The sequence below is a fragment of the Rathayibacter sp. AY1A5 genome (assembly GCF_002930875.1).
Taxonomy (GTDB): domain Bacteria; phylum Actinomycetota; class Actinomycetes; order Actinomycetales; family Microbacteriaceae; genus Rathayibacter.
In genome coordinates this window covers 44,027-61,178 of sequence record NZ_PSTM01000015.1, presented here as the reverse complement: position 1 = coordinate 61,178, position 17,152 = coordinate 44,027, and the positions used below count along the sequence as shown (strand labels likewise).

Below are 17,152 nucleotides of genomic sequence, written 5' to 3'. Positions count from 1 at the left end.
CCAACGCATGCAAGACTGTTTATACGAACAGGGATCGGAGGAGCCGATGGGCCACTCTCACGGCGTTCCGGCCGGCTCCGCCGCCGCGCGGCACCGGCGTCCGCTCGTGGCCGCCTTCGTGCTGACCGCGGCGTTCATGGTCGTCGAGTTCGCGGTCGGAGTCGCGACGGGCTCGCTCGCGCTGCTCTCGGACGCCGCGCACATGGGCACCGACGTGCTGGCCCTCGGGATGTCGATCGCCGCGATCTCGCTCGCCGCCCGCCCCGCCGCGAAGGGCCGCACCTACGGCTCCTACCGCCTCGAAGTGCTGGCCGCCCTCGCCAACGGCCTGCTGCTGTTCGCGGTCGCCGCGTTCGTGATCGTCGAGGCCGTCCGCCGCTTCGCCGAACCGCCCGCGGTGCCCGGCGGCCCCCTCCTGATCACCGCCGTCGTGGGCCTGGCGGTCAACCTCGTGAGCCTGCGCCTGCTGTCGGCCGGGGCGAAGGAGAGCATCACCCTCCGCGGAGCCTCCCTCGAGGTGCTCGGCGACGCGCTCGGCTCGATCGGCGTGATCGTGGCGGCGATCGTGCTGCTCACCACCGGCTGGGCGTGGGCGGATCCGATCGTCGGCGTGCTGATCGGGCTGCTGATCCTTCCCCGCACCTGGTCGCTGACGCGGCAGGCGCTGGGGATCCTCATGGAGTCGGCGCCCGCGCACGTCGACCTCGCGGCACTCGAGCGCGACGTCTGCGCCGTCCCCGGCGTGCTCGCGCTGCACGACCTGCACGTGTGGACGATCACCTCGGGCATGGAGAGCGCCACCGGCCACGTGGTCGTCGCCCCCGACGCCGACTACCGCACCGCGCTCTCGCGGGTGCTCGCCGTCCTCCGCGAGCGCCACGGCATCGACCACGCGACCATCCAGTGCGAGCCCGAGGCCTTCCCGGAGACGACGCACCGCGTCTGAGCGCGGGGGTGTCGCGGCGCGCGGCCGCACGCCTCCGCAGGCCCACGACCGTCCAGGAGTCGTCGCACTCGGCGTCGACTGCGACGACTCCTGGCTTCTCGCCGACGCGGGCCCCGCCCGCCCCTGAGCACCTTCCGATTGTTGACGTGAACATGTACAGTCGGCCGTCAGGGCGCGTTCACGTGAACACGCCCGCATTTCGATGGCGAAAGAGAGACCGCATCAATGTCGATGTCCTTCAGAAGGGTCGCCGCGCTCGCCACGAGCGCCGCCCTGGCCACAGGAGCACTGCTGGCGATCCCCGCCGCAGCGGCCCCCGCTCAGGCCGCGGACGCGTTCCGCATCACGCCGAACCCCGCCGCCGCCGGTGAGGCGTTCGAGGGCTGGGGCACCAGCCTCGTCTGGTTCGCGAACGCGACCGGCGGCTATCCCGAGGCCCTCCGCGAGGACCTCTACCAGAAGGTCTTCGGCGACAGCGGCCTCGACCTGAACATCGCCCGCTACAACATCGGCGGCGGCAACGCCTCCGACGTGAAGGACTACCTCCGCCCGGGCGGCGCCGTCGAGGGCTGGTGGAAGCCGAACCCGGCCGGCGACGCGTCGACCTACGGCGGCACCTCCACGAAGCTCGCCGACCGCGATGCGCTCCTGGCGAAGTGGAACGCGGACGACCCCGCCTCCTACGACTGGACCGCCGACGAGACGCAGCGCTGGTGGGTCGAGAGGCTCGCCGAGGAGAAGCAGATCTCGCATTGGGAGGCGTTCTCCAACTCCGCCCCGTACTTCATGACCGAGAGCGGCTACGTCTCGGGCGGCTTCGACGCGAACAGCGAGCAGCTGAAGCCCGCCGCCGAGGAGCAGTTCGCGAAGTACCTCGTGAAGGTCACCGAGCACATGGAGGACGAGTACGGCATCGAGTTCGACACGCTCGACCCCTTCAACGAGCCGAACACGAACTACTGGGGCACGCAGCTCTCCAACGGCGTCCCGACCGGCGGACGCCAGGAGGGAATGCACGTCGGACCGACGCGCCAGGCGGGTCTGATCCCCGACGTCGCCGCCGCGCTGGACGCCTCGACCACCGACGCCGGCATCGCCGCGATGGACGAGACCAACCCCGACATCTTCGCGACGAACTGGGCCGCCTACTCCGCCGCGATCCGCGCCGAGGTCGACCGGATGAACGTCCACACCTACGGCACCTCGGGCCGCCTCAAGGTCCGCGACCTCGCGAAGCAGGCCGACACCGACCTGTGGATGAGCGAGATCGAGGGCAACTGGGTCACCGGCTTCGACCCCACCAACATGGAGAACGGCCTCGGCATCGCCGGCCGCATCAACGACGACCTGCGCGAGCTCGAGCCCAAGGCGTGGGTGCTCTGGCAGCCCGTCGAGGACTACTACAACATGCAGCAGCCCAAGCCCAAGGGCGAGAACCTCAACTGGGGCTCCGTCTACATCGACCTGGACTGCAAGCCGTACCAGGAGAACGGGACCGAGGTCTGGAAGTCGGTCCGCCGCGTCGCCGACGCCGGTGGCGACTCCACCAAGGCCCCGGTCTGCGGCGTCGAGACGAACTCGAAGTTCAACACCATCCGGAACTTCACCAAGTTCATCCACGAGGGCGACCACCTGATGCCCTCCAACGACAGCTCCTCTACCGCCGCCGTCCGCGGCGACGGCTCGGGCGCGACCGTCGTGCACACCAACAGCACCGCGACCGAGAAGACCGTCGTGCTCGACCTCTCCCGCTTCGGCACCATCGCCGACACCGCGACGGTCACCCCCTACGTCACCACGAAGGCCTCCTCGGCAGCCGCTCCCACGAGCAACGCCCTGGTCGCCAAGACGCCGGTGAGCGTCGACCGCATCTCGCGCACCGCCACGATCACCGTGCCCGCCAAGTCGGTCACGAGCTTCTCGATCGACGGAGTCTCGGGAGTCGCCGACTCCGCCCCCGCCCTGCGCGACGGCCACCGCTACCAGCTGGTCGGCACCCAGAGCGGCAAGGCCCTGACCGGCAACCCCTCGGGCGCCGCGACCACGATCACCGGCCTCGCCACCGACTCCGCCACGGCCGCCAAGCAGACCTGGACGGTCCGCGAGGTCGCCGCCGGCGAGCGCGAGGCCACCCGCCGCGTCGTCCTCGTCAACGGCGACGGACGCGTGCTCGGAGCCACGACCGCCGGCACCGACCTGCGCTCGCTGTCCGTCGACGCGGCGAAGACGACCGCCGCGACCCGCTGGATCGTCAACACCACCGACGGCGTGAACTTCTCGCTCGTCAACGAGTCGATCGCCCAGTCGCTCGACGTGAACGGCGGCTCCAGTGCCGACAACGCGTCGGTCGGCGTCTACACCTCCAACGGCGGAGCGAACCAGTCGTGGTCCCTCCGCGACCTCGCGCCGACCGCCGGCCAGACGATCGCCGTCCGCACCACCGCGGGCGTCGCTCCGACCCTGCCCGCGAGCATCACCCCGCAGTACTCCTGGGGAGCCGGCGCACCGCTCGCCGTCACCTGGCAGCGCCCCGCCGACTCGGCGTACGGCGCGACCGGCCGCGTCGAGGTGCCCGGCACCGCGACCGACCTCTACGGCCAGACGATCACGGTCACCGCGCTCGTCGACGTCGGCGGACTGACCGCGACCGACCCCGTGTCGGTGACGGCCGCCGCGGGCGCCTCGGTCGCCGGAGTGAAGGCCTCGGCCCCGACGACGGTCCCCGCCCGCGTGGGCGCCTCGGCCAGCACCTTCCCGGTGCCGGTCGTCTGGGACTGGACGCCGCTCACCACCGCCTCCCTCGCCCGGGCCGGGCAGGTGACGGTCTCGGGAACGGCGACCGCCGACGGCGCGACGCTCCCCGCCACGCTCACGGTGCTCGTCACCACGGGCACGCTCCGCAACTTCAACCCGGACGCCGGCATCGTCGCGACCGCGTCGTCGTCGGAGTCGGGCTACGGACCGGAGCGCACCCGCAACGGCGTCGACGGCGACAAGGGCTGGTCGAACTGGACCAACGGCACCAAGGCCGCGCAGAGCTCGCTGACCTACACCTTCCCCTCGACCCACCAGGTCGAGAAGGTGTCGGTGCAGTTCCTGGCCGACGGCGGCACCAGCTGGGCGCAGACCTACCAGCTGCAGTACCAGGCCGCTGACAGCACGACCTGGACCGCGGTCCCCGGCTACGAGTCGGCCGTGGCCCTCGCGTCGCCGGCCGGCGGAACGGCTCCGACCCTGGTCGCGTCGTTCGCGCCCGTCACGGCCAAGGCCTTCCGCGTCGTGATGAACGCCTACGACAACACGCACCTGATCGTTGCCGAGACCAAGCTCTACGAGTCGGTCGCCTCGCCCGCCGCGGTCGCCACGCTGGGCGCCCTGCGCGTCGGAGGAGCGGGCATCGCCGGGTTCGACCCGGCCCGCACCTCCTACGCGGTCACCGTCGAGGGCACGGCGATGCCGGTGATCGGAGCAGTGGCGACCGACTCGGCGGCCACCGTGCGGATCACCCAGCCGACGACGGCGAACGGCGGAGTCGCGACCATCGCGGTCCGCGCGGCCGACGGCTCCGTCACCTCGACCACGACGGTGACGGTGACCCTGAAGGCGCCCGCCGCCCTCGCGGTCGCGGTCACGGCGACCACCCGCTGCATCGCCGGCAAGGTGACGCTCACCGTCGCGGCGAAGAACGAGTCCGGCGTGCCGGTCTCGATGACCATCGCGACGCCCTCCGGGTCGAAGCAGGTCACCGGAGTCGCGCCTGGCGCGAGCGGCAGCGCCGCGTTCACCACGCGCGCGGCCTCGGTGCCGGCCGGCCAGGCCACCGTCACCGCGACGGGCACGGTCGACGGTGAGCAGGTCACCTCGGTGGCGACGGGAGCGTACGCGGCCCGCAGCTGCTGACGCCCCCTTTGACACGGACCGCCTCCGCCCCTCCGGGGACGGGGGCGGTCCGTCGTTCATCAAAGCGGCGCTGCGGGCGCAGCGCGTCGCGGGATTCCGATACGCCCGCGGCGCGGGCTACTCGATCGGCATGATCCGGTGCCGGTCGGGCGACCGCGGCACGCGGCGTATCGAGACCTCTCCGACTCCGAACCGGTCGAGACGCCGCCCCCACTCATGCCGTCGACCAGCCGCGGCACGCGGAGTACCGAGACCCCGCTCAGTGCCCCGCGGCCGCCTCGTCGCGGGTGCGCAGACGCGAGACGCCCATCACGACGGCCGCGATGACCAGACCCAGCACGAGGCCGAAGATCATCGAGACGAAGGTGTCGGCCAGCCACACGACGACCGGGCCCGCGCCCTCGACCGCGTGGGTGACGACGTGCACGAGGTCGTACGGACCGTGCCACACCGTCTCGACGAGGTTCGCGACGACGAGGTGCCCGCCGACCCAGAGCATGGCGAGCGTCCCGATGATGCTGATCGCGCGGAACACGACCGGCATCGACGCGACGATCCTCGCCCCGGTGCGCCGCACGCCGCGGGCCGCGTTCTTCATCAGGCGCAGGCCCACGTCGTCGATCTTCACGAGCAGCGCGACGGCGCCGTACACGAGCACGGTCATCCCGAGCCCGACGACCAGGAGCGCGCCGAGCGTGGGCCAGATCCCGAAGTCGGGGTCGAGGCCGTCGAGCGCGATCAGCATGATCTCGGTGCTCAGGATGAGGTCGGTGCGGATGGCGCCGAAGACGAGCTTCTTCTCGTCACGCGCCTCCGTCTCGTGGCCGCCGTGCGAGACGCCGAACCACTCGAGCACCTTCTCCGCCCCCTCGAAGCAGAGGAACGCGCCGCCGAGGATCAGCAGGTACGGCAGCACCTGCGGCGCGAACGCCGAGAGCAGCAGCGCCAGCGGGATGATGATGACGAACTTGTTGAACAGGCTCCCCAGCGCGATCCGCCCGACCACCGGCAGCTCCCGCGCGGGCGTGAGGCCCTGCACGTACTGCGGGGTGACGGCCGCGTCGTCGATCACGACGCCCGCCGTCTTGGCGCTCGCCTTCAGGGCGGCGGTGAGGATGTCATCGACAACCGCGAGCAGGCCGACCGACATGTGCGTCTCCTTGGAGGTCCGGGGTGAGAGGGCTCACAGTATCGCGAGCTCCGCGGTCGAGCGGGCACGGGGAGGGGCGCGGGCCCGGCGGAGGGGGTCCGGTCGCGGGGATCTCGATACGCCGGCGGGGCCGGCTCCTCGATCAGCGTGAAGGGCGGGAGGGCTCCGCGGGCCGGCTCCGCGGAAGCGTCAGGAGGCGGCGGGGGCCGGGCCGGTGCTCTCGCGGACGATGAGGCGGGTCGGCACGAGCGAGACGCCGGTGCGCTCGCCCGACTCGAGCTCGCGCAGGAGGATGTCGACCGAGCGGCGGCCCGTGTCGCCGAAGAACTGGCGCACCGTCGTCAGCGGCGGCCAGAAGCTCGCCGACTCCTGCATGTCGTCGAAGCCCGCGACGCTCACCTCGCCGGGCACGGCGCGTCCGGCCTCGTGCAGGGCGCGCAGCACGCCGAGCGCCATCTGGTCGTTGGCGGCGAAGATCGCGGTGACCTCCGGATCGGCGGCGAGCCGCTTGCCGAGGCGGTAGCCGGAGTCGGTGGACCAGTCGCCGACCAGCACCTCCGGCACCGGGGCGCCGCGCTCGATCAGGGTCGACTCCCACGCCTCGTGGCGGCGCTCGGCGGAGTAGGAGCGGTCCGGGCCGGCGATGTGGTGCACGGTGCGGTGTCCGAGTCCGAGCAGGTGCTCGACGGCCTGGCGGGCGCCCGACATCTGGTCGGTGTCGACCACCGGGTACTTCTCGCCGCCGGCGGAGTCGACGACCACCACGGGCAGGTCCGGCGGGAGGACGATGTCTGCCTCGTCGAGCAGGTGCGCCTCGACGATGATGATGACGCCGTCGACCGCCTCCTCGCTCAGCCGGTGGAACGCGACCGACACCTCGCCCTGGGTGGGGTGGGAGACGGGGATGAGGGTGATCGAGTAGCCCGCGTCGGCGGCCGCGATCGCGATGGCGTCGAGGGTGCGCATGTTGCCGAACGAGGACAGCGTGAACATGATCACGCCGATGCTGTGGAAGCGGCCCGTCCGCAGGGCCCGCGCCGCGCTGTTGGGCCGGTACCCGAGGGCCCGCATCGCCTCGAGGACCCGCTCGCGCGTCTCGCCGTCGACGTTCTGCTTGCCGTTCGACACCCGCGAGACCGTCTGGCCGGAGACGTTCGCGCGCCGGGCCACGTCGGCCATCGAGACGCCGCGTCGCGGCCGGGTGGACGGGGACGGGCGGTCGGTCTCGAGTGACATGGGCTTCCCTTTATAGCGCGCCGCCCGTCAGCCGTGGTGCATCGTGCGCCGAACCGTGACGCAGGAACAGTCGCGGGTGGCGACGTGGACATGCTACGGTGACGCTCTGCCATGTTGACGTGAACATGACGGGCCCGCACTACTCCCCGAACGGAATCCCATGACGACGACGTCTCCCCCCGTCCCGCTGAGCGAGGTCGCCCCTCCGGCGTCCCCCCTCGCGGCCCCGAAGTCGCGGGCGAAGAGCGAGTGGAAGGGCCTGGCGTTCGTCGCACCCTTCCTCGTCGTCTTCCTCCTGGTCTTCATCGCCCCGGTCGTCTACTCGATCTACCTCAGCCTCTTCCGCGAGCAGCTGGTGGGCGGCAACTCCTTCGTCGGCTTCGCGAACTACGCCGCGATCTTCACCGACCCGAACTTCTGGGAGGGCTTCGGCCGCGTCCTGCTGTTCCTCGTCGTGCAGGTCCCCGTGATGCTCGTGCTGGCCCTCGTCGCGGCCCTCGCGATCGACAGCGGCCGCCTCCACGGCACCGGCTTCTTCCGCATCGTGGTCTTCCTCCCCTACGCCGTCCCCGCGGTCGTCGCGGTGCTGATGTGGGGCTTCATCTACGGCGACAACTTCGGCCTGGCCGCGAACGTCAACGACCTGCTCGGCTCCGACGTCGTCCAGCCCTTCTCGCGCGACTGGATCCTCGCCTCGATCGGCAACATCGTCACGTGGGAGTTCGTGGGCTACAACATGCTCATCTTCTACTCCGCGCTGAAGACGATCCCCGGCGAGCTCTACGAGGCGGCCGAGATCGACGGCGCCGGCCCGATGCGCGTCATCCGCTCGATCAAGCTGCCCGCCCTGCGCGGCGCGATCGTCATCGCCACGATCTTCTCGATCATCGGCAGCTTCCAGCTGTTCAACGAGCCGAACATCCTCCGGACGCTGGCGCCGAACATCATCACCACCTACTTCACCCCGAACATGTACGCCTACAACCTGTCCTTCGCCGGTCAGCAGTACAACGCGTCGGCCACGGTCGCCATCGTCATGGGCGTGATCACCGCGGTGATCGCCTACGTCGTGCAGCTCCGCGGCGCGCGGAAGGAGAACTGATGGCCCTCGCGACCGCTCCCCGGACGCCCGCCCGCGCCCCGAAGCGCCCGGCCGCCCGCCGCGGCTCCTCGGTGCAGCCCAAGAAGTCGATCGCCTTCACCCTGCTGATGTCGGTCTTCATCCTCTACAGCCTCGTGCCGCTGGCCTGGCTGGTCATCAACGCGACGAAGACGCAGGCCGGCCTGCTCTCGAGCTTCGGCCTCTGGTTCGACGGCGACTTCGTCTTCTTCCAGAACATCGCCGACACCCTCAGCTACCGCGACGGGATCTTCCTCCGCTGGCTCGGCAACACCCTGCTCTACGTCGTCGTCGGCGCCGGAGGAGCGACGCTCCTGGCCACGCTCGCCGGCTACGGCCTCGCGAAGTTCCGCTTCACGGGCCGCAAGGCGGTCTTCGCCGTGGTGCTCGGAGCGATCGCGGTCCCCGGCACGGCCCTCGCCGTCCCGACGTTCCTCATGTTCAGCCAGCTCGGCCTGACCAACACCCCGTGGGCGATCATCATCCCCTCGCTGATCAGCCCGTTCGGCCTGTACCTGGTGTGGGTCTACGCGGTGGAGTCGGTGCCCACCGAGCTGCTCGAAGCGGCGCGGATGGACGGGGCGGGCGAGTTCCGCACCTTCTTCACCATCTCCATCCGCCTCCTCGCCCCCGGCATCGTGACCGTGCTGCTGTTCTCGGTCGTCGCGACCTGGAACAACTACTTCCTCCCGCTGATCATGCTGAGCGACCCCACCTGGTACCCGCTCACCGTCGGCCTCAACCAGTGGAACGCGCAGGCCACCGGCGTCAGCGCGCAGCCGATCTACAACCTCGTGATCACGGGCTCGCTCCTCACGATCATCCCCATCGTCGTCGCCTTCCTCGGACTCCAGCGCTTCTGGCAGTCCGGTCTGAGCGCCGGCAGCGTCAAGGGCTGAGCCCTCCCCCTACCCATCCCCCGGCCGGAGCGTCCTGCCCCGTCCACAGCACCCGCAGCACGAAGAAGTGAAGGGAAACACCACCATGAAGATCGCCCGTTCCGCCCTCAGGCGGACCCTGACGGTCGCGGCCGTCGCGGCCCTGGCCGCCGGCTCCCTCGCGGCCTGCTCGTCCACCTCCGGTGGCGGCACGACCACGAGCGCCGGCTCCGCCGCCGACCTCGACTCCGCCCTCGAGGCCGGTGGCAAGATCACGTACTGGAGCTGGACCCCCAGCGCCGAGGCGCAGGTCGCCGCGTTCGAGAAGGCCTACCCGAAGGTCGACGTCGAGCTCGTCAACGCCGGCACCAACAAGGACGAGTACACCAAGCTCGAGAACGCGATCAAGGCCGGCTCGGGCGCCCCCGACGTCGTCCAGATCGAGTACTACGCCATGCCGCAGTTCGCGCTGTCGGACTCGCTCCTCGACCTGTCGCAGTACGGCATGGGCGACCTCGAGGACAAGTACTCCGCCTCCACCTGGGGCAGCGTCAACATCGACGGCAAGCTCGTCGGCCTCCCGCAGGACTCGGGCCCCATGGCGCTGTTCTACAACAAGACCGTCTTCGACCAGTACGGCATCGCCGTCCCCGCCACCTGGGACGAGTACGTGGCCGCGGCCGAGAAGCTGCACACCGCCGACCCGTCGAAGTACATCACCGCCGACACCGGCGACGCCGGCTTCGCGACCAGCATGATCTGGCAGGCGGGCGGCGAGCCGTTCACCACCGACGGCACGGACGTGAAGATCGACCTCGCCGACGAGGGCACCGCCAAGTGGACCGGCGTCTGGAACCAGCTCGTCGAGAAGAAGCTGCTCTCGGACACCCCCGCCTGGGGCGACGAGTGGTACAAGGGCCTCGCCGACGGCTCCATCGCCTCGCTGGTGACCGGCGCCTGGATGCCCGGCGTGCTGGAGTCCAGCGTCCCCGACGCCTCCGGCGACTGGGCCGTCGCGCCGATCCCGACCTACGACGGCACCGCCGTCAGCGCCGAGAACGGCGGTGGCGGCCAGTCCGTCACCAAGCAGAGCGAGAACCCGGCGCTGGCCGCCGCGTTCCTGCGCTGGCTGAACAGCGACCAGGCCTCGGTCGACGTCTTCCTGCAGAGCGGCGGATTCCCGTCGACCACGGCCGACCTCGACAGCACGGACTTCACCGGTCAGGAGTCGGAGTACTTCGGCGGCCAGAAGATCAACGAGGTGCTGACCCAGGCCTCGAAGGACGTCCGCTCCGGCTGGTCGTACCTGCCCTACCAGGTCTACGCGAACAGCGTCTTCGGCGACACCGTCGGCCAGGCGTACGCCAACGGCACCAGCCTCGACCAGGGCCTCGCCGACTGGCAGAGCAAGCTCGTCCAGTACGGCAACGCGCAGGGCTTCACCGTCTCGGAGTAGCACCACTGCTCGACGCGGGGCCGGCCGGATCGCTCCGGTCGGCCCCGCGTCGTTCTCACGCTCGGACACACCGGGCACCGATCCTGAGGGGGATCCAGATGACCACCGCTCCCGAGAGCCGCTTCGCCATCGGCGCGGCCGACTTCGAGCTCGACGGCCGCCCGCACCGCATCCTGTCGGGGGCGCTGCACTACTTCCGCATCCACCCGGACCTCTGGGCCGACCGGATCCGCAAGGCCCGCCTGATGGGCCTGAACACCATCGAGACCTACGTCGCCTGGAACGCGCACGAGCCGCGCCGCGGCGAGTGGCGCGAGGACGCCGGGCTCGACCTGGGCCGCTTCCTCGACCTGATCGCCGCCGAGGGCATGCACGCGATCGTGCGCCCCGGCCCCTACATCTGCGCGGAGTGGGACAACGGCGCCCTCCCGGCCTGGCTCTTCCGCGACCCCGAGGTGGGCGTGCGCCGCTCGGAGCCGAACTACCTCGCCGCGGTCAGCGACTACCTGCGCCGCGTGTACTCGATCGTGGCTCCGCGCCAGATCGATGCCGGCGGGCCCGTGGTCCTCGTGCAGATCGAGAACGAGTACGGCGCGTACGGCTCCGACAAGGAGTACCTGGCCGAGCTCGTGCGGGTGACCCGCGACTCCGGCATCACAGTGCCGCTGACCACCATCGACCAGCCCACTCCGCAGATGCTCGCCGACGGCAGCCTGCCGGGCCTGCACCTCACCGGCTCGTTCGGCTCGCGGACCACGGAGCGCCTCGCGACGCTGCGCGAGTTCCAGCCCACCGGCCCGCTGATGTGCATGGAGTTCTGGTGCGGCTGGTTCGACGACTGGGGCACCCAGCACCACACGACGGACGCCGACGCCTCCGCCCAGGAGCTCGACACGCTGCTCGCGGCCGGCGGCTCGGTCAACATCTACATGTTCCACGGCGGCACCAACTTCGGCCTGACCAGCGGCGCGAACGACAAGGGCCGCTACGCCGCGATCACGACGAGCTACGACTACGACGCCCCGCTCGACGAGGGCGGTGACCCGACCGCGAAGTTCTGGGCGTTCCGCGAGGTCATCGCGCGCTACGCGCCGGTGCCGGAGGAGGTGCCCGCGGTGCGCCCGCCGGCCCCCGCCCTGACCGCTCCGCTCGTCCCCGGCCCGGCGCTGCTCGGCCTCGGCCAGGCGTTCGGACCGGCCGCGCACCTCGACGCGATGGCCAGCTTCGACGACCTCGGCCACGACGACGGCTTCGTGCTCTTCACGACGACGCTCGACGGCTCCTCCGCTCCGGCCCGCCTCGTGGTGGGCGAGGAGGTGCGCGACCGCGCCTGGGTGCTGCTGGACGGCGTGCCGGTGGGCGTGCTGGCGCGCGACCACCACGAGCGGGCGCTGACGCTGCCGAGCGGACGCGGCGAGCTCGCGATCCTGGTCGAGAACCAGGGCCGGGTGAACTACGGCACGCGCATCGGCGAGCACAAGGGCCTGATCGGAGGCGTGACGCTCGACGGCGCCCCGCTGACCGGCTGGGCGGCGCGCGCCCTCGCGCTCGAGTGCCTCCCCGACCTGGCCGTCGCGGCACCGGCGTTCTCGGCCGGGCCGCAGCTCGCCTCCGGCTCGTTCGACCTCGACGAGCAGGCCGACCTGTACGTGGACACGCTGCACTGGGGCAAGGGCCTGGTCTGGTTGAACGGCTTCCTCCTCGGACGCTACTGGCGTCGCGGACCGCAGCGGACGCTGATCGTCCCCTCGCCGGTCACCCGCGCCGGCCGCAACCGCGTCGTGGTGCTGGAGCTGGAGGGCATCGCCGAGCCGGAGATCCGCCTGCTCGCGGGAGCCGAGCTCGGGCACAAGGAGATCTGAGCTGCGGAGCGGAGGCGGCGGGAGCGGCCGTCGGAGGCGTGGGTTCGGGGTTCCGGGCTTCGTCGTGCGGGTGGGGCCGGGCCGACTCCGATCCGCACGCGCTGCCGGACCGCCTCCGGCCTGCGGGAGCCACCGGGTCGCCCCCGTCCCGCGGGCGGCGCCGGGCCGCCTCCGGGACGCGAGGCTCTGCTAGCCTCAGGCGCCCCGGTGCGGCGCCGGCGGGCGAAGGGGGAGACATGATGTCCAAGACACTGCTGCGCACGACTCTGATCGGAGGCGCGCTGCTGCTCGCCCTCTCGGGCTGCGCGGGGACCGCGACGAGCGGATCGACCCTCCGCCCGTTCACTCCGACGCTCCCCTCGTCGTCGGCCGCCCCGTCCGCCACCGCGACGGCCGCCGCCCCTGCCGCCGACACCGCTCAGAAGACCGGCGAGCAGGTGGCCGCCGTGCTGACCGGCGTGCAGTTCGTGCCCGGCGAGTACGCGAGCATCCAGGAGATGCTCGACTCGATCTACCCCGGCCTCACCGCGACCGACGCGAGCTGCCTCTCGCCGTTCGGCCTGGGCTGGGACACCGCGCAGCCCGCCGCCGGACTCTCGTACGGCACCAGCGCCGACCGCTCCATGACCGCCGTCGTGTCGAGCACCGGCACCGCCGACGCGGCCGCCTCGCTCCTCGCGAGCGCCACCGACGCGACCACGCGCTGCGCCTCCGGCTCGACGCTCTTCGCCATGCAGGGCGTGCCGGTCGAGACGACCGTCGAGCGCACCGAGCAGACGCTGACCGGCGCCGACGAGACGCTCGGCTGGAAGGTGTCCGGAGCCGTGGGCGGCAAGCCGTTCTCGCTCGTGGGCATCACCGCGCGCGTCGGCGGCGACGCGGTCGCGCTCGTGGGCTGGGACCCGACGACGAACACCTCGTACGTCCCGCGCGCGACGCAGCTCGTCGTCGACGGACTGTAGGGCGCTGGGCGCTGGACGCTGGACGCTCTGAGCTCCGGCTCTGAGCTCTGAGTCCTGCGCTCGGCCGTCCTCCCCTCCGCGAGAGTCCAGGAGTTGTCGCACTCGACGCCGAGTGCGACAAATCTTGAACAGTGGGCGCGGGTCGAGCGCCGGGACTCCGAGCTTTCGGCGCTGCATTTCGACGCCCTCTCCTTCGCGACTGTCCGGGAGTTGTCGCACTCGACGCTGAGTGCGACAACTCGTGAACAGTGGGCGGACGATCGGGCCGAGCGCCTGAGCTCAGAGCTCTGGTCGCTGCGCGTTGGGCTTCGGGCTTCGGGCTCGCTCCTCCGCGAGAGTCCAGGAGTCGTCGCACTCGACGCTGAGTGCGACAACTCTTGAACAGTGGGCGCGGGTCGAGCGCCGGGGCGGAGCGGGCACCGGGCGCCGGGCACCTCCCGGGCTTCGGGCACCCCGCTCCCGGCGCGGGAGCGCGGCTCAGGCCAGCCAGGAGAGGGTGCCGCCGTGGGCGGCCGCGCTCGCGAGCGGGACGCCGTCGGCGGCGAGCAGGAACGGGGTCGGCTCGGGAGCCGTGCGGTCTCCGCGCGCGGCGACGAGGTGCGGGAGCAGCGCCTCCGCCTCAAGCGTCACCAGGCTCGCGCCGCGATCGGCGACCGTCGCCAGGACGCTCTCGCGCGCGGCCCACGGAAGATAGACCAGGGTCCCGAGCGAGACGACGACCGTCCGCAGACCCGGCGGCACCGCGTCGAGCAGGGCGGGCAGCTCGGCGGCCGCATCACCCGCGACGATCGTGGGCGGGTCGTCCTGCAGAGTCTCCACGGCCGAGTGGAGCCGCGCGGTCCGCTCCGGGCGGTCGGGCGGGAGCAGCGCCTCCAACCAGGCGACGTCCTCGGGCGAGCGGACGTCGAGCGGCGCCAGGTCGAGCCCCCGGCGCCACGCGACGACCGGCAGCCGTGCCGGCGCCGCGCCTCCGCTCACCGCGCACCGCAGCAGAGGCGCGCCCGACCCGAGCCGCGTCTCGCCGTCGCTCGCCGTGAAGGCGTAGGAGTACCGCTCCGGCGCCAGGCAGAGCCCCGCGGAGGCGCCGATCTCGACGAGCGCCACCGGCTCACCGGGTTCCGTGATCCGCTCCAGCGCCGCGACCAGGGGCGCGCACCGCAGCGCCTCGTTGGTCTGCGTCCTCCGCTCCGCCGCCACCGGCGCCACCCGCGCCCACTCGCTCCGGAGCCACGCGGCGAATCCGGCGCCGTCGACGTCGGGCACGCCGAGCAGCCGCGCGACCGAGAAGAGCAGGGACGGCTGCCGGTGCTGCGCGGGCAGCTCGTCGATCAGGGCGAGGAGGCGCGCATCCTCCGTGACGGCGAGCGCCCACTCGACCTGCCGCTCGGAGGTCTGCGCGAGCTCGACGGCGGCGCGGCGGAAGCGGTCGGCGGAGGAGGGCATGCCTCCATCCTGAGGGAGCGGCGCCACGGTGCCTGCAGCCGGGCGGAGGACCTGCGCGGCGGGCGACGGCCTCGCCACCGCGGATGTCGGTGGTCGCCGATAGAACGGACTCATGTCCGACACCGCTCCGAGCCCCGCGTCCGCGCAGGTCCGCGAGCGGCGCCTGCTCGACATCCGGCGGATCTACGCCGAGCCGGCCGCGCTCGAGCTGCCCCGTGGGCAGGAGGTCGTGGCGCGATGGCCGGGCGCCGAGATCGTTCCCGTCGAGTCGCACTGGCTGATCCCGGAGGTGCACGGCGACGAGGCGAACGTCGCGCGCTGGGTGCGCATCAAGACGGAGGCGCTCGTGCTCGGGGTGAAGAAGTCGCTCGTCACGCGCCCGAACGGCCGCTCGGCCGACTTCATCGCCCCCTCCACCGCCAACGGCTGCGCCATGGCGTGCGTGTACTGCTACGTGCCGCGGAGGAAGGGCTACAGCAACCCGATCACGCTCTTCACGAACATCGAGCAGATCCAGCGCCACCTCGCCCGGCACATCGGCAAGCAGGGCCCCAAGGCCGAGGCGAACCAGTGCGACCCGGAGGCCTGGGTCTACGACATCGGCGAGAACAGCGACTGCTCCGTCGACGCGCTGCTGAGCGGGAACGTCCGCGACCTCTGCGAGCTGTTCCGGATGTCGCCCACCGCCAAGGCGTCCTTCGCGACCAAGTACGTCAACCGCGAGCTCCTCGAGTGGGACCCGCTCGGGCGCACGCGCATCCGGTTCTCGCTGATGCCCGCCGAGACGGCGAAGGTCACCGACATCCGCACCTCGCCGATGGCCGAGCGGATCGCGGCGATCAACGACTTCGTCGACGCCGGCTTCGAGGTGCACGTCAACTTCTCGCCGGTAATCCTCACCGAGACCTGGCAGCAGGACTGGACCGAGCTCTTCGACCAGCTCGACGCCGCCCTCCACCCGCGGGCGAAGGCGCAGCTCGCGGCCGAGGTGATCCTCCTCACCCACAACGAGGGCCTGCACGAGGTGAACCTCGGCTGGCACCCGAAGGCGGAGTCGCTGCTCTGGCAGCCGGGACGCCAGGAGCAGAAGGTCTCCGAGAACGGCGCCGTCAACATCCGCTACCGACGCGACCTCAAGCGCGCGGCCCTCGACCGCTTCCGCGCCCTCCTCGCCGAGCACCTCCCCTACTGCCGCGTCCGCTACGCCTTCTGAGCGTCGGCACCCCCGCCGGAGCGGTGGCGCGACGACTCGCGGAGGAGCGCACCCTCCCGCGCACGCCGAGTTACCGCCGCGGAGACGGCGTCTCGACGGAGCCGCACGCCCTGTCCAGTGAGCGCACTGTCACGCCTCCTCCCGCTCCACACGCCCCGCCGAGACACCGCCGGCCCGCCCGACACACCGCCGCCGAGACGGCGTCTCGCGCACGAGCGCGTGTCTCGACGCAGCCGCACCGCCCACCCGAGGCACCCGCAACTGAGCCCCGGAGTCACCCGGCTGGGAGTCCGCCCGGCGGCCGGGGCCACTGCTTCGCATTCCGGATAGCGACACGTGCCCTCCGAACGAGGGGCGTACTTTCGGAGAACAGCCGGAGGGACGGCCCGACCGCCCGACTCCACGGGCCTGCAGAGCAGGCGTCAGCGGGGATCGACGGCTCGGCGCGACGGCATCCGGGCTCGACATCCCGGAGCCCGGCACCCTCGGATCGACACTCCGGACACTCGACTCGGCGGCACAGCGCACCCCGGGTCCTGCTCCCCACGAACACCCCCACCATCTCGCACTCCCCCTCCCGGCGGCACTCGCCGGGGCACCCACCGTCGCGGCCGGCACCCGCGACACAGCACAGAACGGCGGCACGCACCATGGGCGCTCTCCTCTACGGCACTCCCCCCACCTCGCACGAGATCGACGACCGCGCGCTCGCGCACCTCCAGATCGTCATGATCAACAAGTTCCGCCGCGACGAGGCGTTCGCCTTCCAGCTCGACGCCTCGAGCGCGCACGGCACCGGACGCCAGACGCTGTGGCTGCACCCGACCATCCCCCTCCAGTTCTCGTTCCACGGAAGCCGCATGCCGGCGATCAACGCCACCTGGGTGCGCGCACTGATGGAGGAGGCCAACAGCGGCCGGGGCCTGCGGATCGTCACCGAGCCGGCGCAGCAGCCCGAGTCCTCCGGGCTCACGCACGCTGCCTGA

At 71.7% G+C, this 17,152-nt stretch carries 12 protein-coding genes; 9 read left to right on the top strand and 3 right to left on the bottom strand.

Annotation, left to right across the window (positions count from 1 at the left end):
- The first annotated feature begins 46 nt into the window (after positions 1–46).
- A complete protein-coding gene (locus C5B98_RS11680) occupies positions 47–946 on the top strand; it encodes a cation diffusion facilitator family transporter (protein WP_104226358.1) in 900 nt (299 codons plus the stop codon).
- A gap of 231 nt (positions 947–1,177) precedes the next feature.
- Complete coding sequence (locus tag C5B98_RS11675) at positions 1,178–4,846, top strand: glycoside hydrolase (protein ID WP_146076956.1); 3,669 nt, start codon at positions 1,178–1,180, stop codon at positions 4,844–4,846.
- A 259-nt stretch (positions 4,847–5,105) separates the two neighbouring features.
- Here C5B98_RS11675 and C5B98_RS11670 read toward each other — a convergent pair whose 3' ends face one another.
- Entirely contained in the window at positions 5,106–5,996 is an 891-nt protein-coding gene (locus C5B98_RS11670) for a DUF808 domain-containing protein (RefSeq protein WP_104327848.1), read from the bottom strand.
- Between the two features lie 189 nt (positions 5,997–6,185).
- Entirely contained in the window at positions 6,186–7,232 is a 1,047-nt protein-coding gene (locus tag C5B98_RS11665; RefSeq protein WP_146076621.1) for a LacI family DNA-binding transcriptional regulator, read from the bottom strand.
- Between the two features lie 160 nt (positions 7,233–7,392).
- Here C5B98_RS11665 and C5B98_RS11660 point away from each other — a divergent pair, with 160 nt between their 5' ends.
- The 5 genes from C5B98_RS11660 to C5B98_RS11640 all read left to right on the top strand — a co-directional run bounded on the left by C5B98_RS11660 (position 7,393) and on the right by C5B98_RS11640 (position 13,510).
- Positions 7,393–8,334: a carbohydrate ABC transporter permease gene (locus C5B98_RS11660; RefSeq protein WP_104223405.1), complete on the top strand. Its 942-nt coding sequence runs from the start codon at positions 7,393–7,395 to the stop codon at positions 8,332–8,334.
- Positions 8,335–8,441: 107 nt separating this feature from the next.
- Complete coding sequence (locus C5B98_RS11655) at positions 8,442–9,251, top strand: carbohydrate ABC transporter permease (RefSeq protein WP_258062773.1); 810 nt, start codon at positions 8,442–8,444, stop codon at positions 9,249–9,251.
- Positions 9,252–9,336: 85 nt separating this feature from the next.
- Positions 9,337–10,686, top strand: coding sequence for a sugar ABC transporter substrate-binding protein (locus C5B98_RS11650; RefSeq protein WP_104327847.1), 1,350 nt, complete (start codon positions 9,337–9,339; stop codon positions 10,684–10,686).
- 98 nt (positions 10,687–10,784) lie between these two features.
- Complete coding sequence (locus tag C5B98_RS11645) at positions 10,785–12,548, top strand: beta-galactosidase family protein (RefSeq protein WP_104327846.1); 1,764 nt, start codon at positions 10,785–10,787, stop codon at positions 12,546–12,548.
- A gap of 236 nt (positions 12,549–12,784) precedes the next feature.
- A complete protein-coding gene (locus C5B98_RS11640) occupies positions 12,785–13,510 on the top strand; it encodes a hypothetical protein (RefSeq protein ID WP_104295376.1) in 726 nt (241 codons plus the stop codon).
- 477 nt (positions 13,511–13,987) lie between these two features.
- Here C5B98_RS11640 and C5B98_RS11635 read toward each other — a convergent pair whose 3' ends face one another.
- A complete protein-coding gene (locus C5B98_RS11635) occupies positions 13,988–14,953 on the bottom strand; it encodes a DUF2332 family protein (RefSeq protein ID WP_181065525.1) in 966 nt (321 codons plus the stop codon).
- A gap of 112 nt (positions 14,954–15,065) precedes the next feature.
- Here C5B98_RS11635 and C5B98_RS11630 point away from each other — a divergent pair, with 112 nt between their 5' ends.
- Both C5B98_RS11630 and C5B98_RS11625 read left to right on the top strand, forming a co-directional pair.
- A complete protein-coding gene (locus C5B98_RS11630) occupies positions 15,066–16,166 on the top strand; it encodes a spore photoproduct lyase family protein (protein WP_104327844.1) in 1,101 nt (366 codons plus the stop codon).
- A gap of 650 nt (positions 16,167–16,816) precedes the next feature.
- On the top strand, positions 16,817–17,152 hold the full coding sequence (locus tag C5B98_RS11625; RefSeq protein WP_104223411.1) for an ATP-dependent DNA ligase: 336 nt from the start codon (positions 16,817–16,819) through the stop codon (positions 17,150–17,152).